Annotated in this window: 21 protein-coding genes and 1 pseudogene; 9 read left to right on the forward strand and 13 right to left on the reverse strand. The window is 70.9% G+C overall.

All coding sequences use genetic code 11. The annotated features are described in order from the left end of the window. Positions 1-121: 121 nt before the first annotated feature. On the forward strand, positions 122-259 hold the full coding sequence (locus tag ABD830_RS01595) for a hypothetical protein (protein WP_344984426.1): 138 nt from the start codon (positions 122-124) through the stop codon (positions 257-259). After that, complete coding sequence (locus ABD830_RS01600) at positions 259-1,803, forward strand: glycoside hydrolase family 140 protein (RefSeq protein WP_344984427.1); 1,545 nt, start codon at positions 259-261, stop codon at positions 1,801-1,803. Before ABD830_RS01595 ends, ABD830_RS01600 begins: the two co-directional genes overlap by 1 nt. Positions 1,804-1,858: 55 nt before the next feature. Here ABD830_RS01600 and ABD830_RS01605 read toward each other — a convergent pair whose 3' ends face one another. From ABD830_RS01605 to ABD830_RS01615, 3 genes are all read right to left on the reverse strand, one after another. Beyond that, positions 1,859-2,488, reverse strand: coding sequence for a Rid family hydrolase (locus tag ABD830_RS01605; protein ID WP_344984428.1), 630 nt, complete (start codon positions 2,486-2,488; stop codon positions 1,859-1,861). 14 nt (positions 2,489-2,502) lie between these two features. Next, positions 2,503-4,089: a flavin monoamine oxidase family protein gene (locus tag ABD830_RS01610; protein ID WP_344984429.1), complete on the reverse strand. Its 1,587-nt coding sequence runs from the start codon at positions 4,087-4,089 to the stop codon at positions 2,503-2,505. A gap of 118 nt (positions 4,090-4,207) precedes the next feature. Further along, on the reverse strand, positions 4,208-5,191 hold the full coding sequence (locus ABD830_RS01615; protein WP_344984430.1) for a DMT family transporter: 984 nt from the start codon (positions 5,189-5,191) through the stop codon (positions 4,208-4,210). A 138-nt stretch (positions 5,192-5,329) separates the two neighbouring features. Between ABD830_RS01615 and ABD830_RS01620 the strand changes: the two genes are divergently transcribed. Beyond that, a complete protein-coding gene (locus ABD830_RS01620) occupies positions 5,330-6,175 on the forward strand; it encodes an AraC family transcriptional regulator (RefSeq protein ID WP_344984431.1) in 846 nt (281 codons plus the stop codon). A gap of 10 nt (positions 6,176-6,185) precedes the next feature. On the opposite strand, the gene ABD830_RS01625 is transcribed toward ABD830_RS01620, so the two are convergent. Continuing rightward, positions 6,186-7,550, reverse strand: a complete 1,365-nt coding sequence (locus ABD830_RS01625) for a sensor histidine kinase (protein ID WP_344984432.1) — start codon at positions 7,548-7,550, stop codon at positions 6,186-6,188. A 241-nt stretch (positions 7,551-7,791) separates the two neighbouring features. Here ABD830_RS01625 and ABD830_RS01630 point away from each other — a divergent pair, with 241 nt between their 5' ends. Next, positions 7,792-9,471 (forward strand): HAL/PAL/TAL family ammonia-lyase, encoded by a 1,680-nt coding sequence (locus tag ABD830_RS01630; protein WP_344984433.1) that lies wholly within the window; start codon positions 7,792-7,794, stop codon positions 9,469-9,471. A gap of 91 nt (positions 9,472-9,562) precedes the next feature. Further along, positions 9,563-10,255, forward strand: a complete 693-nt coding sequence (locus ABD830_RS01635; protein WP_344984434.1) for a DUF6069 family protein — start codon at positions 9,563-9,565, stop codon at positions 10,253-10,255. Here ABD830_RS01635 and ABD830_RS01640 read toward each other — a convergent pair. Then, a complete protein-coding gene (locus ABD830_RS01640; protein ID WP_344984435.1) occupies positions 10,237-11,088 on the reverse strand; it encodes a class I SAM-dependent methyltransferase in 852 nt (283 codons plus the stop codon). The genes ABD830_RS01635 and ABD830_RS01640 overlap by 19 nt on opposite strands. Positions 11,089-11,226: 138 nt before the next feature. Here ABD830_RS01640 and ABD830_RS01645 point away from each other — a divergent pair, with 138 nt between their 5' ends. Further along, positions 11,227-11,571: a sensory rhodopsin transducer gene (locus ABD830_RS01645; RefSeq protein ID WP_344984436.1), complete on the forward strand. Its 345-nt coding sequence runs from the start codon at positions 11,227-11,229 to the stop codon at positions 11,569-11,571. Positions 11,572-11,589: 18 nt separating this feature from the next. Here ABD830_RS01645 and ABD830_RS01650 read toward each other — a convergent pair whose 3' ends face one another. The 7 genes from ABD830_RS01650 to ABD830_RS01680 all read right to left on the reverse strand — a co-directional run bounded on the left by ABD830_RS01650 (position 11,590) and on the right by ABD830_RS01680 (position 17,051). Next, a complete protein-coding gene (locus ABD830_RS01650) occupies positions 11,590-12,294 on the reverse strand; it encodes a crotonase/enoyl-CoA hydratase family protein (RefSeq protein WP_344984437.1) in 705 nt (234 codons plus the stop codon). A gap of 26 nt (positions 12,295-12,320) precedes the next feature. Further along, entirely contained in the window at positions 12,321-13,148 is an 828-nt protein-coding gene (locus ABD830_RS01655) for a PIG-L family deacetylase (protein WP_344984438.1), read from the reverse strand. 66 nt (positions 13,149-13,214) lie between these two features. After that, entirely contained in the window at positions 13,215-14,114 is a 900-nt protein-coding gene (locus ABD830_RS01660) for a tetratricopeptide repeat protein (protein WP_344984439.1), read from the reverse strand. Then, entirely contained in the window at positions 14,039-14,611 is a 573-nt protein-coding gene (locus tag ABD830_RS01665) for a tetratricopeptide repeat protein (RefSeq protein WP_344984440.1), read from the reverse strand. Before ABD830_RS01665 ends, ABD830_RS01660 begins: the two co-directional genes overlap by 76 nt. Positions 14,612-14,707: 96 nt before the next feature. Then, positions 14,708-15,796: a glycerophosphodiester phosphodiesterase gene (locus ABD830_RS01670; RefSeq protein ID WP_344984441.1), complete on the reverse strand. Its 1,089-nt coding sequence runs from the start codon at positions 15,794-15,796 to the stop codon at positions 14,708-14,710. Then, positions 15,730-16,479 (reverse strand): RNA-guided endonuclease InsQ/TnpB family protein, encoded by a 750-nt coding sequence (locus tag ABD830_RS01675; protein ID WP_344984442.1) that lies wholly within the window; start codon positions 16,477-16,479, stop codon positions 15,730-15,732. The genes ABD830_RS01670 and ABD830_RS01675 overlap by 67 nt, the downstream gene beginning before the upstream one ends. After that, positions 16,431-17,051 carry an RNA-guided endonuclease InsQ/TnpB family protein gene (locus ABD830_RS01680; RefSeq protein ID WP_344987599.1) on the reverse strand — a complete coding sequence of 207 codons (621 nt, stop codon included), beginning with the start codon at positions 17,049-17,051 and terminating at the stop codon, positions 16,431-16,433. Before ABD830_RS01680 ends, ABD830_RS01675 begins: the two co-directional genes overlap by 49 nt. Before the next feature lie 59 nt (positions 17,052-17,110). Here ABD830_RS01680 and ABD830_RS54070 point away from each other — a divergent pair. From ABD830_RS54070 to ABD830_RS01690, 3 genes and pseudogenes are all read left to right on the forward strand, one after another. Next, positions 17,111-17,261, forward strand: a pseudogene (locus ABD830_RS54070) (IS200/IS605 family transposase); the annotation flags it as partial. A 274-nt stretch (positions 17,262-17,535) separates the two neighbouring features. Beyond that, positions 17,536-18,264 (forward strand): SDR family NAD(P)-dependent oxidoreductase, encoded by a 729-nt coding sequence (locus ABD830_RS01685; RefSeq protein WP_344987600.1) that lies wholly within the window; start codon positions 17,536-17,538, stop codon positions 18,262-18,264. A gap of 126 nt (positions 18,265-18,390) precedes the next feature. Then, positions 18,391-19,569 carry a DUF418 domain-containing protein gene (locus tag ABD830_RS01690; protein WP_344984443.1) on the forward strand — a complete coding sequence of 393 codons (1,179 nt, stop codon included), beginning with the start codon at positions 18,391-18,393 and terminating at the stop codon, positions 19,567-19,569. A gap of 102 nt (positions 19,570-19,671) precedes the next feature. On the opposite strand, the gene ABD830_RS01695 is transcribed toward ABD830_RS01690, so the two are convergent. Then, entirely contained in the window at positions 19,672-20,682 is a 1,011-nt protein-coding gene (locus ABD830_RS01695; RefSeq protein ID WP_344984444.1) for a LacI family DNA-binding transcriptional regulator, read from the reverse strand. Positions 20,683-20,696 lie beyond the last annotated feature (14 nt).

A 20,696-nucleotide genomic window follows, 5' to 3' on the forward strand; every position in this document is an offset into this window, starting at 1 on the left:
TGGCCCTGCGCTGCTTCTTGACGACCACCTGGCGCGCCGACTTTACATTCCGCCTGAATAGCCAGGCGGAAGTGAATAGAATTCACACCTTGTGCGATCAAGGGATAGAAGAAAGACCCGCATGACGGCAGAACCTCTCTTCGGCGCGCTGCAGGTCCTCGACGTGGACGCCCTCGCCGAGGCGCAGGCCCGCCAGGACGCGCTGGCCGCGCAGCGCATCGCCCGCAAGGCGCTGCTCATGGCCCAGGTGGACGGCTGATGGGGGAGGTCACGCGCGTCGCCGGAGCCTGGCGCGAGGCGGAGATCACCCTCACCGCCTCGGCCGACGTCCCGGACGCCTACACCGCCGTCGACGTCTGGGCCGACTTCACCCACGACAGCGGGCTCACCCTGCGCCGGCCCGCGTTCTACGACGGCGGCCGTACCTGGCGGGTCCGCTTCAGCTCGCCGCTGCCGCACGGCCAGTGGCACTGGAGCACCGGCGCGTCCCTCGACGAGCCCGGCCTTCGCGGCGTGAGCGGGACCGTCGAGGTCGAGCCCGCCGAGCCGGGGGCACACCGGTTCCGGCGGCACGGCTTCTGGAGGATGTCTCCGGGCGGGCGCAGCCTGGTCCACGCCGACGGCGCCCCCGCGATCCTCGTCGCCGACACCGCCTGGGCCCTGCCCTGGCGGGCCACCGAGGAGCAGGTACGCGTCTACGCGGCCGACCGGCAGGCCAAGGGCTTCAACGCGGTGCTGCTCATGTCCGTCCAACCCGACATGCGCGCCGTGGGCCCGCGCGACCGTACGGCCGACGAGGGCTTCGACGTCGCCTTCGAGGACCTGCCCACCGGCCACCTCAACGACCTCGACCCCGCCTACTTCCAGTACCTGGACCGGCTCCTGGACATCCTGGTGGAGCACGAGATCGTGCCCGTCCTGCAGCCGGTCTTCCAGGGCTTCGGCTGGAAGGGCCTCGACGTGGCCGGCACCGTCGTACCGGCCGCCGAGTACGCCCGTTACTGCCGCTACCTGGTGGCCCGCTACGGCGCCCGCCCGGCGATCTACCTGGTGGGCGCCGACGGCTCAGGTCGCGAGCCGCAGATTCCGGCCGGCGGCGCCGAGGTCCACGCCTGGGACTGCTACGCCCAGCCCACCGGCATCCACTACCGCCCGCACGCCGACAACCGCGCCTGGCAGGACGCCGACTGGCTGGACTTCCAGTGGTGCCAGACCGGCCACCGAGGCGAGCACGTCCCCGAACGCGTCGCCGACATGTGGCGCAACATCCCGGTCAGAGCCGTCGCCAACGGCGAGCCGACCTACGAGCGGACCCGCTCCCGTGACAACGCCGCCGGCTGGTGGCAGGGCCACGAGGCGTGGAGCAACCTGTGCGCCGGAGGCACCATGGGCGTCGTGTACGGCGCCGCCAACATCTGGCAGTGGAGGCTGCACGAGGACGAGCCGGGCCACTCGGCGTACTTCCTGGCGCCGTCCGGCGGCTGGCGCGACTCCCTCGCCTTCGAGGGCTCCACGTACGTCGGGCTCCTCGGCAAGATCCTGGACGGCCTGCCCACCACCGACATGGAGCCCGACTGGCAGACCTTCAACACCACCCGCGCCTTGCGCGTGCCCGGCCGCCTGCACCTGATCTACCAGGAGAACGGCACCCCGCTCCGCACGGTGCACGCGGAAGGGCTGCCCACGCGTTATCGCATCATCGACCCGCGGACCGGACGCACCCTGGAGCAGGGACCGCGCGAGCCCGGACAGCAGATCGGCGAGGAGTGCCGTGAGCCTCGAGTGGTCGTCCTCCACGACTGAAGACGCGCCACCGGGCCGTCGGGCCTCGGCTCGACGGCCCGCTCCAATGTGGCGGTCAGTGCTTGTACGCGGCGACGACCTCCACCTCGACGAGCCAGCCCGCGACCGGGAGGTTGGCGATCTCGATCGTCACGCGGGCCGGGCGGGCCGGGTTGGCCTCCATGGGCGGGGCGGGCGACGCCGTGCCGAGCGGGACGGGTACGGCCTGGCCGGTGGCCAGGTCCGTGTTGGCGAAGAACTGACGGTAGGCGCGGTTCCAGCCGGCGAAGTCGGCCGCCTCAGCTCCCGGAGGCTTCTCCAGGTAGGCGCGCATGGAGACGACGTCGGCGAGCTCCAGGCCGGCCGCGGCGAGGTTGGCCTTGATGCGCTTGAGCACGTTGAGTGCCTGTGCCTCGGTGACGGTGACGCCCGGGGGCAGGGTTCCGCCGGGGAGGTCGACGTAGCGTTCGGGAGCGTCGGCGGGGGCCGCGGGGTTGGCCGCGGCCGGGCCAAGGCCGCTGGCGGTGTACGTGGCCACCTGCTTTCCGAGCGCCACTCCGTCGGCGATCGCGGGGTTGCTGTTGCCCGCGGGGAGGAACGGCTTGACCTCCTGCGGCCGGGGCGACCAGGTGGGGGTGGCGGCAGCCGTGCTCGTGCCGAGGACGAGGACGACGGCCGCGGGGAGAGCGATGGTGCGGAACTTCATGCGGTGGTGTCCTCTCATGAGGTGCTCAGGACGCGCTGGTGCAGCTCGGTGACGACCTTGCGGGCGGACTCCAGGGCTCCCGCCTGCCAGGCGATCAGGTAGCTCAGCCAGTCCCCCGCGAAGTACACGTGCCCGGCGGGTTTGCCGAGGAGCTGGTACGCGCCCTGCCGGGACGGCCAGCCCACCCACGCGCCCTCGATGTGCGGCTGAAGTTTCCAGGCGATGGACACCGACGACGCCAGTTCGTCGCGGTATTTCGCGCCATGGATCTTCATGCCCTGCTCGATCGCGCGGCGCTCGCGCTCGGCGGGCTTCAGCGCGGCGTACGCGTCGGCCTGGGCGCCGAAGTTGTAGTAGCCGACGACCATGCCGCGCGCCGTCCCGTACCCGTAGGAGGGGTACCAGATCGTGGCCAGATCGAGGTCGGTGGCGGTGACGCCGCCGTAGATGTCCTCGTCGGTCTCCCACCACCGGCGACGGTACTCCAGACCGATCTTGCCGGCGTTCGCGACGGTCGGGGTGGCGAGGGCGGCCTGGACCTCCGCGCCGAGGTTGTGCGCGGTCTTGGCGAGGATGTGCGGGGGCATCGCGGCGACGCACAGGTCCGCCTTGATCTTCTGGGTACGGCCGTGGCGGTCCTGATACTCCACCTCCACGCCGTCCTGCAGATCGGTGATCCTGGTGACCTTGGCCCGCAGCCGGATCCGCTGCCGCCCGATCTTGTCGGCGAAGGCCCGTGGGATCGCGTCCATGCCGCCCACCGGCTGGAACATCAGCATCGCCTGCTCATAGCCGAACTCGAACGCGAACCGCTGCCCGACTCCGCTCGCCAGCACCTCCGACAGCGACGGCACCGGCCCGAGAACCGTACCCTCCTGCTCGCCCGCCCCCGGGTTCACGCTGTGGCCGCGGCGGGAGGTTGCGGAGTACTTGAATCCGCTCGCCTTGTCGCCCACCGCCCCGAAGCTCGACAGAAAGGCGATCAGCCGCTCTTTGTCCTGCGCGGTGAGGGCGGCGTCCAGCGCCCCCGCGTCGGTCGCCCGCGACAGCAGCTCCGAGACGTACCCGTACACGTCGGCCTTGGCGGTACGCCAGCGGACGGGGGCCGACATGTTCTGGTGGTAGATGTAGGCCTGGGCGTTGGAGTTGGTGAAGACCTCCAGGTCCACGCCGAGCTCGCGGCAGTAGTCCATGGTGACCATCCACTGCGCCAGCCGGGCCGGGCCCGCGTTGAGGTAGAGGCCGTCACTGAACCGCGCGACCTGCGTGGAGCCGTCGAGCTCAGTCACCCGGTCGCCGCCACGGACGGTCCAGTTCCGGCCGCCGACCCGGTCGAGCGCCTCCAGGATCGTGCAGTCGTAGCCCGCCTTGCCCAGCTCGTACGCCGTGGTGAGGCCGGCTATCCCCGCGCCGAGGATCACCACCTTCTTCGCGGACCGCCCGGTGAGCGAGAAGTCGGACGGCTGCGGCGGGCCGAAGGTTCCCTTCGTGGCCGCTTCGGCGGACGGCGCAAGCCCGAGCGCGCCCATGGTCGCGAAGAGCGCGCCTGCCCCGCCGGAAACACCGACGGCGGACAGGAAATCGCGTCTGCTGTGCCCCAACACTTACCTCCAAGGTTTTGCTGGAGGTAAGTGTTGGGATGCTTTGTTGCCGATCACCCGCTCTTGTGTTGTTTGTGAGTTTCAAGCTGATCATCGCGTTTGGGGTGAAAAGTGAGTTTCAAGCGTCTTCTGTGCCACGCGAGGTGGGCGCGGGTTCCGGCGTGGCGGCGCGGCGCCGCGCCGGGAGCCTGCCCTGGGTGACGGCGAGGACGGCTCCGACCAGGAGGACGGCCGCGCCCGCCGCCTGCACCGTGCCGAATGATTCGCCCAGGAACACGGCGGAGCAGGCGGTCCCGACGACGGGGACGACGAACATCATGATGGACGCCGAGGCCGGGCCCACGGCGCCGATGCCCCGGTAGTAGAGCAGGTTCGCCACCGCGGTCGGGCCGAGCGCCACGAAGACGACGTTCAGCCAGACGTAGGCGGGCACGTCCTGCCAGGCGACCTCGACGGCCGACGGCGCGCTGTAGATCGCCAGCAGGATCGACCCGCTCAACGTCGCGTACGTCGTCGCCTTGAGCGGGTCGATGCCGGCCAGGACCCGGCGCCCGGACAGCGTGAACGCCGCCCAGCAGCAGGCGCTGAGCAGGAAGAGCAGGTCCCCCACGAGCCGGCCCTGACCCGCGCCCGCCTCCCCGCCCGAGCCCACGAAGAAGATCACGGCGCCGGCCGCGCCGGTCGCCAGCCCCGCCACCCGCGCCGCCGACGCCTTCTCCTGGCCCGCGATCAGCAGGAAGGTCGTGGTCAGCACGGGACTCATGACCGGGACGATGGTGCTCCCGTCGATCGCCGGAGCCAGCGACAGCCCCCAGAAGAAGAACAGGTTGTACACGAAGACGCCGAGCACGCCCGCCCCGGCCGCCCTCATCCAGTCGCGCGGCGACGTCCGCTGACGGCCGCCTGCCTGCCGGGAGAGCTTCAGGGCGACCAGCAGCGCCAGCGCGCCACCGCCGAACCGCAACGTCGCGACCACGGAATGGGGCAGATGGTCGACGATCACCTTGGAACTGCTGAAGCCACTCCCCCACAGCAGCATCGTCGTGGCCAGCAGGAGGTACGGACGACTCCCTACCGGGCCACTCGATACAGTGTTTGACATGGGGTTCCCTCCGCAACACGACTTCCCGCGCCCGGCGGCCGAGCAGGCGGGCGCGGCGGCAGCGAACATCCTGCGCCCGAGGCGGCACCCCGGTCTTGTACGCTCGTGCGCCGCCGAAGGCCGCGGGCGGGTGACGGCATGACCGGCAGGGCCGCGCAGGAGTGGGCCAGCTACTGGCGCTCGCCGGAGATGCCGCTGGAGGCCATGTACGCGCGGTTCCTGCGCCACCGCTACCACCGGCACAGCCACGAGACCTACTCCTTCGGCGTCACCGAGTTCGGCGCGCAGACCTTCACCTGCCGGGGCGCCGGGCACACGAGCGCGGCCGGGATGGTGATGGCGTTCAACCCCGACGAGGTGCACGACGGACACGCGGCCCACGAGCTGGGCTTCACGTACCGGATCGTCCACATCGGCCAGGAGCTGATCGCCGACGCGCTCGCGGACATCGGCGGTCGCCCAGTTGGGCTGCCCCTGTTCGACACCCCGGTCCTGAGCTCGCCCGTGCTCGCGACGCGGCTGCGCGAGCTGCACACCGCGCTGCTGCACGGCGCCGGCCCCCTCGAGCGCGACGAGCTGCTCTCCTCCGCCGTCGCCGCCCTGGTGAACCTCGCCGCGCGTACGCCGCCCCGGCCGGCCGCCGCCCTCGGCACGCCCGCCGTCACGCGCCTCGCCGCGAAGGCGCGTGAGCTGATCCACGACCGCTACACCGACCCGATCGGCGCCGACGACCTCGCCGCCTGGACCGGTTCCAGCAGGTACGCCCTCTACCGGGCGTTCCGGACCGCCTACGGGCTGGCGCCGAGCGAGTACCAGCGCCAGCTGCGGCTGCGCGCCGCTCGCCGCCTGCTCGCCCAGGGGAGCCCCGCCGCCCGGGTCGCGAGCGAGTCGGGGTTCACCGACCAGGCCCACCTCACCCGCTGGTTCACCCGCTCGTACGGCGTCACGCCCACCCAGTACCGGCTGGCGAGAACCCCCGGCTGACCCCCGCCGCTCAGCCGGCTCGGGCCGGGATGCGAAGGACGAACCGCGCGCCGGTGTGGGAGTCCTCGATGGTGAGCGTCCCGGAGTGGGCCTTCGCGATCTCGCGGGCGATGGGCAGGCCGAGTCCGGAGCCGCCGGCGTCCCGGCTGCGCGAGTCGTCCAGGCGGGTGAAACGCTGGAAGACGACCTCGCGCTTGTCGTGCGCGATGCCCGCGCCGTCGTCGAGGACCTCCAGCACCGCCTCGCCGTCCTGCTGCCGCACCGTCACGATGATGTGCGTCTCGGCGTGCCGCTCGGCGTTGTCGAGCAGGTTCGTCAGCAGGCGGGCCAGCTGCAGCCGGTCGGCCGTGACGATCACACCTGACTGCAGGTTGGGGACGACCCGCTTGGCACGCGGCCTGGCGATCTCCTCGGCGGCCAGCTCGCCCAGGTCCACGGGCTCGCGGCGGTCCGGGGCGCCCGCGTCCAGCTTGGTCAGCGTGAGCAGGTTGGTGACGATGGCCTGGAGCCGGTTCAGGCTGGCGAGCACCTCATTGCCCGTCTCCCGCCAGTCGGTGTCCTCGGGATAGAGCAGGGCCTCCTCGACCTGGGCGCGCATCGCGGTGATCGGGCTGCGCAGGTCGTGCGAGGCGTCGCCGGCGAACCTGCGCTGCTGCTCTATCGCGGCCTCCTGGCGTTCCATCGCCGCTTCCAGCTGCTCCAGCGTGTGGTTGGCGGTCTCGGCCAACGCCCTGATCTCGTCGTCGTTCTCCGGGACGGGGACGCGCATCCCGCCGCCGCCCGCGGTGATCTTCGCCAGCTTCTTCGTGATGCTGTGGACGGGCGCGAGCGTCCTGGCCACGACGCGCGACACACCGAACCAGGTCAGCGCCGTCAGCAGCGCCGTCACGCAGATCTGGAAGATGATCACTTGCGGGCTGACGTACCAGGGCACCGCCGGGTCGAAGGCGTAGATCACCCATGCGCCGTCCGGCTGGTACGCGTGCATGGCGACCGCGACCTCGCACCGGCCGGGGAACGCGCGCAGGTCGCAGAGCTCCGCGACGTCGTTGGCCCGGTTCCGGCCCGGGATCGCCCTCGTCAACGGGGGCAGGCCGGCCAGGTTCGGCGTCGAGGAGACCACCCGCCCGACCGGATCGACGACCTGGATGCCGTCGAGGTCCTGGGAGATCACCTGCTGGGGCAGCTGGTTGCGTTTGATCAGGAGAAGCACCCGCAGGGCCTTGCTGGACACTTCCTGCGCCCGGGCGTCGACGACCTCGTTGCGGAGGCCGAACAGCACGAAGCCGCTGACGACGACGTTCAGCAGCAACATGGCGATGCTGGCGAACAGTGCCAGCCGTATCCGCAGCGACCGGCGCAACAGTGTGGTCACGCGCCTTCCCCCGGCCATCAGGGGACCATATTCCCCGCGTTCGCCGCTAATCCAGGGAGATTCCCTGACAAAGACGACAAACCAGCCGCAGCCGATGGTCGAGTAAGTGACCGTCCTAAAACCCGGTAGAGATCACGTCAGCACTCGTCCCGCCGGTGTCGCGCCGTCTCCGGCGCTCCCCCGTCCCGTGGCTATATGGCAGCGGCATTGATCTTCGTAGTGCGAGCCGTGGGACGAGTCGATGAGCAAAGTAGGACGTGTGGCCGCCGGCGTCAGCCTGCTCGCCGCCCTGTGCGTGCCCCCGGGCCAGGCCCTCGCCGATCCGGAATCGTCCCTCGTCGGGGCGGCACCGGTCCCGGAGCTGGTGCTGGACGGGGATTCGTTCTCGCTCCAGGACGCCTTCGCCATCCTCGAAGGCCGTCCCGTGACCGCGCGGCTCGCACCGGACGCCCAGGCGAACATGGGCAGGACGCGGGCGGGAGCGCTGGCGGCCCTGGACAACCAGCGGGTGTACGGCTGGAACCAGGCGCTCGGGCCGCTGAAGGACCGCCCGCTCTCGCCCGAGCAGGCGGAGCAGTTCCAGCGCAACGTCCTGCGCTCCCATGCCGCGGGCGTCGGGGAGCCGCTGCCCGACAACGTGGTCAGGCTGGCCCTGATCCTCAAGGCGAACCAGATGGCCAGGGGCACCGTGGGGGTGCGGCCCGAGGTGCCCCAGCGCCTGCTGGACATGGTCAACGCCGGGGTCGTGCCGCGGATGCCGCAGGTCGGCTCGCTGGGCACCGGGGACCTGCAGCCGCAGGCGGCGGCGGGGCTGGCGGCGCTCGGCGAGGACGCGCCGGTCCGTTACCGGGGCGAAGAGGGACCCGCCTCCGAGCTGCTGCCGAAGGCCGGCCTGCCCAGGGACTTCACGTTCGAGGCGGGAGAGGCGCTGCCGATCATCAGCGGCAGCACCGTCCTGGCCGCCACGCTGATGGACGCCGTGCACCGGGCCACCGTGCTCGCCGACCAGGCGGAGGCCGCCTTCGCCCTGTTCATGGAGGCGACCAGGGCCGAGCGAGGATCGCTCGGCGCCCGTACCCACAAGGAACGCCACATCCCCGAGGAGAACGCGGTCGCCGCGCGACTGCGCGCGATGGTGGCGGGCTCGGACTGGATGACCGAGGAGGGCCGCAAGCGCCTCGACCCGGCGAACTACCATCCGCGCGTCCAGGACGCGGTGTCGGTGCGGGCCGCGCCGCACATCATGGCCGGACTGCGGCACGTGCTCGCCGACGCGCGCCGGGCGCTCGTCCGCGAGGCCAACTCCTCGACCTCCAACCCGCTGATCTTCAAGAGCGACAAGGGCCCGGGGTACGAGTTCGTGATGGGCGGCAACTGGGACGGCTCCGTCATGGGGCATCTCGCCGACACCCTGAACGCGGAGATCACCGACCTCGGGGTGCTGTCGCAGGAGCTGTCGGGGCGGCTGCTGTCTCCCAGGTGGAGCTACGGCCTGCCGGCGAACCTCGCCGGCGGGACGGTCGGGCTGAACTCCGGGATGGTGCAGGTGCAGACGGTCGCCGCGGCGCTGATCCCGGAGATGCAGGCCAGGGCCACGCCGGCGGGAACGCTGTCCCGGCCGGTCAAGGACGGTCAGGAGGACCACAACACGATGGCCATGGCCTCGGCCCGGCACCTGCACGAGAACCTCGACCGGCTCGAGGTCGTCCTCGCGGTCCAGTACCTGATGGCGGCCCAGGGCATCGACCTCATCGCGTCGCAGATGTCCGGCCTGGCGCTCGGCGCCGTGACGCGGAGCCTCCTGACCGAGATCAGGAGGTACGTGGCGCCCCTGGGCGAGGACCGCTATCAGACCCCTGACCTGGAGCGGGCCGTCTGGCTGGTGCACCACGGATACCTGACGCCGTCCCTCGCGCGCTGACGTGCGCACGCCACAGCCGGTCCGCGCCTCTTGACTGTGCGTGTAAGGTGCTCGAAGCGCCTGATCAGCATCCGCGACAAGGGTGATTCGTATGTCATACCCCTCCCATGATCGCTATGACCCCCGCCAGGGGGCGACCCGGCCGAGGGTGAATCCGGCGAAAGTGTGGGGAGGAGGCGTGGCCGCGGCCGTGGTGGCCGCGCTGATCGTGGTCGTCGGAGTCATGATCAGTAAGAGGCTCCTCGGCATCCGCGTCCTCACCCCCGACGGCGCGCCCGCCTACGGCAGCGCGGCGACCACGGGATACGCGATCTCGGCCGCCGCCTTGGCGCTCATCGCGACGCTGCTGCTCTACATCCTCATGCTGTCGACGCCGGAGCCGGCCAAGTTCTTCAGCTGGATCGGCGGGCTCTGCACCGTGATCATCACGTTCCTGCCGTTCATGTACTCGGCGGACATCCTCCCGCAGATCGCGACGGCGGCCATCAACCTGATCATCGGCATCGCCGTCCTCTCGCTGCTGGCGACCATCGGACGTACGGCCGTCGACCACGTACCGGATCCGGCGCCGTATCCGTACGAGCAGCCCCGCGGGTACGACCCATCACCCGGATACGAGCAGCGGGGATACGAGCAGCCCCGGTACGAGCAGCCCCAGCCCCGGTACGAGCGGCCTCGCGAGCACGGGCAGTCCCGTGATCACGGGCAGCCCCGCGATTACGGGCAGTCTGATGATTACGGGCAGCGCAGGCACCAGCGCCGGGACTACGACCCGTACGACTGACCGCGCGCTGCGAACAGGATGTGGGTGCCGCCGTCCAGGGCTCCGCGCTCCTGGCAGGCGGCCACCTCATGCTCCATGAACCGGGCCCACCGGGAAGGGTCGGCCTCCAGCACGGCGAGCGCGTCCAGGTCGCCCAGGGAGGCCCAGTTGCCGGCGCTCGCCGCCACGATCTCGCCGCCCGCGGCACGGGCCAGCTCCGCCAGGTCGCGGTGGCGGAACATCTGGCACACGTGGGTGTCGATGCCCTGACCGGCCTCGTGGCGTAGGTCGCCGGTGCGCAGGATGCGGTCGTTGGCGTCCTCACCGATGGTCTCGGCCACCTTGACGACCCCGGGGAGAAAGTGCCGCCAGGTGCCGAGCAGCGACATGACCGAGCCGACGACCGGCCCGCCCGGCCGGGTGATCCGCAGCAGGCCACGCATGGCCTCCTCGGCGTGCTCGAAGGCGTACGACAGCGGCCCGCCGTACGCGAGCACCAGGTCGAACTCGCCGTCGGCGTACCGGCTGGTGTCGCAGACGTCGAGCACCTCCCGGCGCTCCACGGCGGCCTCGCTCACGGTGCCCCGCAGGTGCTCGGCGTTGAGCGCCAGCTGGACCGGGGAGAGGTCGGTGACCACGACGGTCGCGCCGAGGGCGGCCAGCTCGATGGTGAACCGGCCGGGCCCCGCGCCCACCTCCAGCACCCGGTCGCCCGGCTGGACGAAGCGGGCCAGGAAGCGGCGGTGGATCTCCAGGCTGACCCGGCCCCGGACATCGCCGGTGAGCCGGTCCCACTCGGCGTCCCCGAACTCGTCGAAGTACCGCCGCACCCGTTCCCGTGACTCGATCGTCATGGGGAGCATGATGACAACGGGATGCCCGGCCGTCGACCGAATTACGGGTCAGGCGGCGCAGCGGTCGCCGGGCACCGGATAAAGGCCGGCTTATCGGGGTAGAGCCAGGACTGTCGCAGAAGAACGCGGGAGTCGCGCATGAGCACAGTGGTTGGGACCCGGAAGATGTCCGTCACCGATGGATGCGCTCCGGGCGACCTGCTCCATCTGGACAACGTCAGCCCCACGAACGCCCACGTCGAGCTCACCCTCTGCGCCGAGGGCGAGACGCCGCTCGGCCCGTTCCGCTCGATGGTGCCCGCGCAGCGCACGCGGGCCTTGAGCCTGGACGACCTGGTCGACTCCGACGACCTGTCCCCCGACACCCCTTACTCCGTCGTGGTGGTCTCGGACGCGACCATGGTCGTGCATCTGGCTCAGCGATCGGGCGAGGAGGAGGCGTCGGAAGACCGCGCGAGGACGCCCTCGTACTCTCCTCGCTGACCAGCGGAGGAGAGCCGGTCAGGCCGGCGGCCAGGGCGCCTCGGGTCCGAACTCCTCGTCGATCCCCGCGCGGACCGCCTCCAGCATCCGGCGCCGGGCGCGTAACTTGCTCGCCGCATGCGCCCGCATGTTGAGCGCGGTCAGCGATCCGGCCGTCTCGCGGGCCACCTCGCGCACGCGCTCCGGCTCCACCACCCGATCCAGGAAGCCCGCCGCCACGGCGTCGCCGGGCGAGAACGTCTCGGCCAGCGTCACCGCCCGCGAGAAGCACGCCGGGGTGAGCCGGTGGCGGAGGATCTCGATCCCGACGTACGGCATCGTGATCCCGATCGCCACCTCGTTGGTCGCCAGCCGGTACGGCCCGGCCGCGCCCACCCGGTAGTCACCCGACAGCAGCAGGAACGCGCCCATCGCCATCGCGTGCCCGGTGCAGGCGATCACCACCGGCGTCGGGAACGACAGCAACCGCGCCGCCAGCTCCCACCCGCCGCGCACCAACGCCTTGGCCCCGTCGCCGCCCGCCGCGAGCGTGGTCAGGTCGAACCCGGCCGAGAAGCGCCCCTCACGGCCCTCCAGCAGCACGACCGCCGAGTCGGCGACCGCCCGATCGAGGGCGGCGCCGAGCTCGGTGAGCATCTGGATCGAGATCGCATTCGCCTTGCCGTCGTCCATGGCGATCGTGGCGACGGAGTCCTTGAGCCGGTAGCTGACGAGATCACCCATGATCCACAGAATAATATTCTGCGGCCTCAGGTGTCACGCAGGCCCGCGAACAGATCCTCCTCGTGGTCAGGCGCGTCCACCTTGCACAGCTTCCGCTCGAACGCCTCATGCGCGAACGCCTGGTGCTGCGCCTCCTCGGGCATGCGGAGCAGGAAGATGTTCTCCCCCTGGCTTTCGTGCGCCTGGAGCGCCTTGAGCTTGCGCTCGACGAAGGGCGTGACGTCGACGAGGCTGGTGACGCGCTCGTCAGGGGTGCCGAAGTCGTCGGACGGCTCGAAGCCGCCGAGATCGACCCCGCTGTCGCGCATCAGCTCGAACATCCGCTTGATGGCGGCACGCGGAATGGCCGTGTAGTAGAACTTGTCGGGAATGCCGGTCGCCTCGATGGCCGCCACCGTGATGCGGTGGGTCTGGACGTGGTCGGGATGGCCGTAACCGCCGCCGCCCGTCTCGTCGTACGTCACCACGACCTGAGGCCGGTAGTGCTCCATCAGCGCGGCCAGCTTGGCGGCGGCCGTCTCGACGGGCACGTTGGCGAACGCGTCGGGGTGGGCGTTGGCGTCCCAGCCGTCCATGCCGGAGTCACGGTAGCCGAGCAGCTCCAGGTGGTCGATGCCCAGGTGGGACACCGACTCACGCAGCTCGGCCAGCCGCCGCTCGGCCACCGCCGCGTCGTCGTGACCGGGCTCGCCCGGCTTCACACCGCCCTGGTCGTCGCCCTGCTCGCCGTTGGTGCAGGTGACGAGGACCGTGCGGATGCCTTCGTCGGTGTATCGGGCCAGGATGCCCCCGGTGCTGAGGCACTCGTCGTCAGGGTGGGCGTGTACGACCATGAGGGTGAGTTGGCGATCCATGTGCCGAAACACTACCGCCCGGCCCCGACAGTTCGGCGCTCTACACCTGCCGCCTAGTCCGGCCCCCTAGTCCGGCCCACCCTGGCGGGCCAGCTCATCGGCGCGCAGGCGGGCGGCCGCCGCCGCGCCCCGGTCGCCCAGGGTCTCGGCGAGGGCCGCCTGCTTGAGCCAGTTGTACGGGCTGCACGGGCGGACGTTGACGCGCTCGCTCACCAGCACCCGGGCCACGTCACGCCGTCCCGCCCGCAGGGCCGACTCCAGCAGGGTCCGCTGTACGGCGTCCCGCTGCGCGTGGCTGCCGCCGAACTCGTTGACCCGGTGCCGGATCGGGTACAGCGCGTCCACCACCGCGTCGTGGTCGCCCTTGCCGAAGGCCACCAGGGAACGGCACACCGGCAGGCCCACCCGCAGAGTCATGTCCTGGTTGGTGACGCCGGGGCGCGGCGCCAGCACGTACGCCTCCCGCGAGGCGATCAGCTTCTCCGCGTCCCCGATCCGCCCGGCGCCCACGTACGACATGACCGCGTGCATGTCGTTGAACGCGTAGAACGGCTCCCCCACCTTGGCCGGCCACGCGTCGGCCAGGGCGCGCCACCGTTCGTCCTGTTCCGAGCCCTCCAGGTGGAGGCGCCAGAGCAGGGCGGCGGCGTCCAGCAGCTCCATGCAGGACTGCCCGCCGGCCAGCACCGCGTCGTAGATCGCCAGCGCCCGTGCCTCGTCGCCGGACTCCAGCGCGTAGAGACAGTAGTGCCACCACGTGTGCACGTTGAAGAACGTGCCGGTCGACCAGTCGGGGAGCCGCGCGTCGAGGTAGCGCACGCCCTCCCCGAACCGCCCCTGCATCTCGTACGTGTGCACCACCGCGTGGATGCCCCACACGTCGCGCGGGTTCAGCTCGACCGCCCGCAGTCCGACCTCCTCCGACCTGTCGTAGTGGCCCGCCTCCTCGAGGCCGAAGGCGTACATGCCCAGCACATGGCCGAAATGCCGGTCCCCCGCCAGGCGTTCAGCGCCCCGCCGATCCGGTCGCGCAGCGAGCGCGCGTCGCCGGTGAAGAAGTCGACCTGGTGCCCGGCGGCCAGCGCGAGGGCGTCACGCGGATGCTCCACGGTGATCTCGCCCAGGAGCCGCCCGCACGTCAGCCAGTCGCCGCCGAGCAGCGCCCCCACCGCTGCCACGTGCGCACGCTCACGCGGCAGCAGCGACGCCTCGTCGACCCGGCGCAGGAACACGGAGAAGCGCTCCCGCGCCGCGCGCGCGTCCTCCACGTCGGTGGTGAGCAACCCCAGGTACGCCGCCAGGACGTTGCCCATCGGGAAGTCGGGCGACTCGGCCAGCGCCGCATTGGTCTCGGCGTCGACCTCCACCCGCAGGTGCAGCAGCTCGTCGATCGCCCGGTCGTAGTGCCGTACCGCGGCGGCACCGGCGCCGGTCATCGCCAGGCCGTGCTGGTCGTTCGTCATCGAACCAATGTACCTACCGACCCGGTGGGGAATAGGGCCAAAGCCTTCGATCGCCGCGCCGGACCCCGGGCGCGGCGATCGAGCTCTCGACGGCCCCTATGCCGACCGGCCGGTCACCACGGCCCGCCCCATGGCCGGATCGTCGCAGAACGCCCCGTCGATCCCCAGCTCGACCAGCCTCGACAGCCAGCCCATCACGTTCCCGGTGGCCCGGGCGTAGACGGGGCTGGCCGGGTTGCCGAGCCGGTAGTCCGTCGGGAGCTGCGAGTTCTCGTTCCGTACGGTCCACACGTGCACGGCGAGCCGCCGCCGGTGCGCGTCGGCGATCAGCGTGGTGGGCTCGAGCGTCTTGCCGGAGGCGTCCTGGGGCACCACGCGCCGCGTGTCCACCCCGATCCCGTTCGCGTAGGCGGCCACCTCGCGCAGCCCGTCCGGCGTCACCATGTCGTCATAGGTGCGGGTGTTGCCGGAGGCCACCCAGTCGTACGGCGCGCCCCCGAACGTGATCAGCTGGATCAGCGGCAGCCTGGTCTTGGAGCGCAGCTCGCGCAGGTTCGCGGTCTCGAACGACTGGATGTACGCCTTGCGCACGTGGTAGCGGTTCAGCACGTCCAGCAGCGGCTCCTCCAGCGACAGGCCGATGGAGTCGAAGTACGTCGGGTGCTTGGTCTCGGGGTAGACGCCGACGCCGTGCTCCTGCGCGAGCTTCACGACCTCCTCGAAGGTCGGGATCTCCGGCAGCCCGTCGAAGGCCGTGTTGTCCGGCCGCAGGTCCGGCACGCGCTCCTTGGCGCGCAGCGTCTTCAGCTCGGCCAGCGTGAAGTCCTCGGTGAACCAGCCGGTGACCGCCCGCCCGTCCACGGTCTTGGTGGCGCGCCGGTCGGCGAACTCCGGGTGCGCGGCCACGTCGGTCGTGCCGGAGATCTCGTTCTCGTGCCTGGCGACCAGCACGTGGTCCTTGGTGGAGACGAGGTCCGGCTCGATGTAGTCGGCGCCCATCGCGATGGCGGTCTCGTACGACAAGAGGGTGTGCTCGGGCCGGTGGGCGCTCGCGCCCCGGTGGCCGATCACGATGGGAGCGTGGCCGCGGCGGTCTGCCGTGGCGGGGGTCGTCTGGGTCAGCACGACGGCGACAGTACCGCCGGCGAGGACACCGGCCAGCACGCTCGCGAGAAACCTGCGCACCCGGCCGCCTGTCCTCTGGCTTTGATGTTCTTGGCAGCGTTCACGTCGGCATGCTCGACATACCCGCAGGAGGTGCATCGGAAGGCCGCCTGGCTCTCGCGAGACTTGCGATCCACCCGCCCACAGGCCGAGTTCGAGCATGTTTGTGACGTGTACGCGGGATCGACAATGCGAATGTCGGTCCCGGTGTAGCGAGCCTTGGACCGCAACGCGGTCTCCAGCCCGTACCAGCCCTTATCCAAGATCGATCGGTTCAGTCCGGCCTTCGCCGCGCGCCCGTTGGCCAGGTACGCGCCCGGCGCGGCGGGATCGGGTTTCGGCGCGACCGACGCGGTCATCGCCCGGACGTTCAGCTTTTCCAGCGTGACGATCGCGTAGTCGCGGGTGAGCCTGTGCGCGGCCTGGGCATTGAAGTCCGCACGCCGCCACCGCGCCCGCCGCATCAGATCCCCCATCGCCCGGACCACCTGCTTACGCCGGTTCGACCCCTTCTTCGAACGGGCGAGCCGCCGCTGCAGCCGCACATACCGCCTCGCCTCACCCGCCGCGAGGAACCCCGTATCGCCGGGATTGCCGGGATTGCCCTGATCGTCGCCGGTCGCATCCGGCGGCGGCACCATCGACGACACACCGTTCACGCCGGCGTGACGGCGATCGAAGAACTCCCCGTCACTGGTGACCACGCTGGTGACCACCCCCGGTCCGCCCCGGCATGCCGGCCGGGACGAGCATGTTCACTCACCTCGGCAAGGCCATCGTCCACCAGGAAGCTGATGAACCAGTGCGCGCCGTCGCGGGCCACGGTCGCCGACTTCACCTTCCCGCCCAAGGGGCGAGACAGGCGGAACTTCACCCACCCGAACTTCGGCAGGAACACCCGCCCCCACCTGCGGCTGACCCGCTCGACGGGAATCTGCTGGGCGGTAGGGAACCGAAACGACGGCCTCCACCTCGCCCGCACCTTCCACCGCACCTTCCACGTGCCGTGCTTGCGGCACGTCTCGTCCAGATCCTTCAGCGTCTGCTGGATGACCTGCGCCGGCGCATCGGCCAGCCAGACACAGTCCGGGTCGTTCTTGGCCTCGGCGAGCTGGCGGCACTGCTCCGCGTAGCCGATGAACGCACCCCGGCGCCGATAGGCGCGGCGCTGCTCCAGCCCGGTGTTCCACACGCTGCGGCAGATCCCGCCCAGCCGTTCAGCGAACAGCCGCTGACCGAAGTCGAACTCCAACCGGTACCTCCGGCCCACCAGCACGCGCAAAACACCTCCCCCAACAAGCCTCCAACGCCACACCAGTTCGAACATACTATCGCCTGGTCGCGAGCCAGGAGGCGGAATACCGGCGCGGCAGACATGTGGTCTCCGCGACGCATGTCGGTCTGGTCTTCGTCACCACATTCCGCAGAAACGTCTTCGATGAGGCAGATGCTGCGCCGCTGCGAGGACCTCACGATCGAAGTATGCGAAAGGGTCATCAGGCAGTACATCGAACAGCAGCGCCGACCGGCCTGAGCCCCTGGGTCCCCGCTAGGCGCTCCGGTCTGTCCCGGCTCCGCCAGGCCATCCCCCTGGCGGGGACCGCATTCATCCCCAATCCGAAGGCCGAGGCTTTCTGCGGACCTTCGATAAACCACGCAGGTGGACCGGAAGTTACGCGTGAGCACACAGAGGAAGACGTACGGAAACGCCCCTTTCCAACCTCCCCTCGACGCATCCGTCACATGGAAGATAGGTGACCATGACGGATCTCAACGGGCGCGTGGCCCTGCTGACCGGCGCGTCGGGCGGCATCGGGCAGGCCATCGGACGCCGGCTCATCGCCGCGGGGGTCAGGACGGCCTTCACGTACGGCACCCGCTCCGGGCACGCCGACGACCTCGTCGCGCAGGCGCGGGAGGCCGGCGTGGACGCGATCGCGCTGGCAGGCGACCTGGCCGACCCCCAGATCCCCGCCGCCCTGCTCCGCGCCGCGGCCGACGCGCTCGGCCCCGTCGAGCTGCTGATCTCCAACGCCGGCTACGCCATCCAGCAGGACTACACCGCGGTGGACGCGGTGACGTGGGACCGCACGATCGCCGTCAACCTGCGCGCCCCGTTCCTGCTGGCGCAGCGTGCGCTGCCGGGGATGGCGCAGCGCGGGTTCGGGCGGGTGCTGTTCATGTCGTCGATCGCGGCCTTCACCGGCGGCATCGTCGGCCCGCACTACGCGGCCTCCAAGGCGGGACTGCACGGCATGCTCCACTTCCTGGCCTCGCACGTCGCCTCGCACGGCGTGACGGTCAACGCGCTGGCGCCCGCGCTGATCCAGGACACCGCCATGCTCCCCGCCACGGCCGACCCGCATCTCCTGCCGGTCGGCCGGTTCGGCCGCCCGGAGGAGGTCGCCGACCTGGCCCTGGCCGTCCTGCGCAACGGCTACCTCACCAGCCAGGTCCTCAGCCTCGACGGCGGCGCCTACCCCCGCTAGAGCACCGCTGGAGCCGGCCGCCCCCACCAGCTGGTCTCGGATCTGGTTTGCATAGCGACTTTGGTCGCTCCCAGGGCCTGCCTTGGACCGATGCCCGCCAGGCAAGGCGTCTCTAGCGTCGTGGCCATGACGCAGAAGCTGGAATCCAGGCGAGTGCACGAGATCGACGCGGTCCGCGGGTTCGCGCTGGCAGGCATTCTGGTGGCCAACATCGGGTTCTTCTCCGACCCGCGCTACGCCGTGAGCATCGGCACGATGCCCATCACGGACGGGCCGGTCGCATGGTTGGTCAGCACGCTGGTGCTGACGAAGTTCTACATCCTGTTCTCGTTCCTGTTCGGCTACTCCTTCACGCTCATGTCGCGTGACGGCGTGAGCGTGAAGGCCAGGATGGCGCGGCGGTGCCTGGGGCTGTTCGCGATCGGGGTGGCGCACGGGTTTCTGCTGTGGATCGGCGACATTCTCACCCTGTATGCCGCGCTGGGGCTGATCCTGCTGGCCATGCGCGGCGCCTCGGTCAGGAGGGCCTTCGCCGTCGGCTGCTGGATCATAGGGGTCATGTCGGTGCTCTGGCTGGGGCTGGCCGGACTCAGCCTGCTGGACCCGGCGGGCGGCACGGCGCCGATGGTGGACGCGGCGGCCGGGGCGCGGGTGGAGGAGCTGGTCAGGACCGGACCGCGGGGCGTGCTGACGTTCCAGGCTCAAACGTATCCCGGGCTGGCCGCGATGGTGTGGATCGGGCAGGGGCCGATGGCGATGGCGCTGTTTCTGTTCGGCATGGCAGCGGGCAAGTCGCGGGTGTTCGAGAATCCGGAGCGCTGGGCCCGCCTCGTGCCGAGGATCCAGTGGGTCGGCTTCGGCGCCGGGCTGCCCGCCGCGATCTTGTTCACCTGGGCGCAGACCCAGGGGGACGCGCTCGCACTGGTCTCGCTGGCCGTGAACAACGTGGCCTCGGTGCTGCTGACCGCCGCCTACGTGGTCACCTTCCTTCAGGTGATCAGGCGCGTGCCCGCCGTCGGCCGCGCGCTGGCTCCGGCAGGACGGGCGGCGGCCTCGAATTACCTCGGGCAGTCGGTGCTGTGCTGCCTGGTGTTCACCGGCTACGGGCTGGCGCTGGCGGGCAGGCTGTCGCCGCTCGCTGTGATGGGCGTCGCGGCGGTCATCTACGCGGTGCTGCTCGCCCTCAGCGCGTGGTGGCTGCGCGGCCACCGGTACGGCCCGGTCGAGTATGTGCTGCGCTGGTTCACTCGATGGGCCAGGCCACGGGATGACATGGCTCGCAGACGTCGATTTCGCGCTGTGTGAGGGGGCCGGTGGAGCGGACGGTTCACCGCCGGAGAGACCGCTCCTAGCCGAGGCCGGTGGATCGGGCGGTTCACCGCCGGAGGGACCGCTCCTCGCTGAGGATCATCGGGGCGCGGGCAGCTCGCCCGAGCCCCGGACGACCAGCCGGGTGGGCACCAGCGTCCTGCGCGCCTTGGACCTGTCGCCGTCCAGCCGCGACAGCACCAGCTCCGCGGCCTCCGCCCCCATCCGTGCCGGGTCCTGGGCCACGACCGTCAGCGGTGGGTCCAGGCACTCGGCCAGGGGCAGGTCGTCGAAGCCCACCAGCGCCACGTCCTTGCGGCCGGCCCGCGCCAGCGCCACCACCGCGCCCATCGACGCGAAGTTGTTGGCCGCGAACAGCGCCGTCGGCGGATTGGTTAGCGCTAACAGTCGCATCGTGGCGCGGGCCGCGGCCTCCTGGTCGTGTCCCGTCTCCACCAGGGCCCGCTCGAACGGCAGGCCGGCCGCCTCGAGCGCGTCGCGGTAGCCCTGGAAGCGTTCGCGGCGGGTGTAGAGGGCGGCGGGCACGTCACCGACGAAACCGATCCTGCGGTGGCCGTGGGCGATCAGGTGGGCGACCCCGGCGCCGGCGCCCTCGCGGTTGGCGCTGACCACGCTGTCGGCGGTCAGGCCGACGGCCGGGCGGTCGAGGAAGACGATCGGCAGGCCGGCCACGCGCTCGTTGCGCAGCTGACGGTGGTCGCTCGTGGCCGAGGGGACGACCATGAGCGCGCTGACCCGCCGGGCCAGGAACGTCGTTATCAGCGACTGCTCGAGCTCCGCCGTCTCGCTGGAGTTGCCGACGATGAGAGTGAGCCCGCGGGCGCGGATCGCGCTCTCGATGCCGCCCGCGACCGTGCCGAAGAACGGGTTCCCCATCTCGGGGATGACCAGGCCGATGGCCGCGTCGCGGGCGCCGACCCGCATGTTGCGGGCCATCAGGTTGGGCTGGTAGCCCAGCTTCCTGACGGCGGCCATGACGCGCTCGCGGGTTTCGACGGCGACCGGGCCGTCGTCGTTGAGCACCCGCGAGACCGTCTTCGCCGTGACGCCGACCTCACGCGCCACATCTGTCATCGTCGGACGCCGCATTGCGCCCATGTTAG

This window comes from Nonomuraea helvata (assembly GCF_039535785.1).
Classification (GTDB): Bacteria; Actinomycetota; Actinomycetes; order Streptosporangiales; family Streptosporangiaceae; genus Nonomuraea; species Nonomuraea helvata.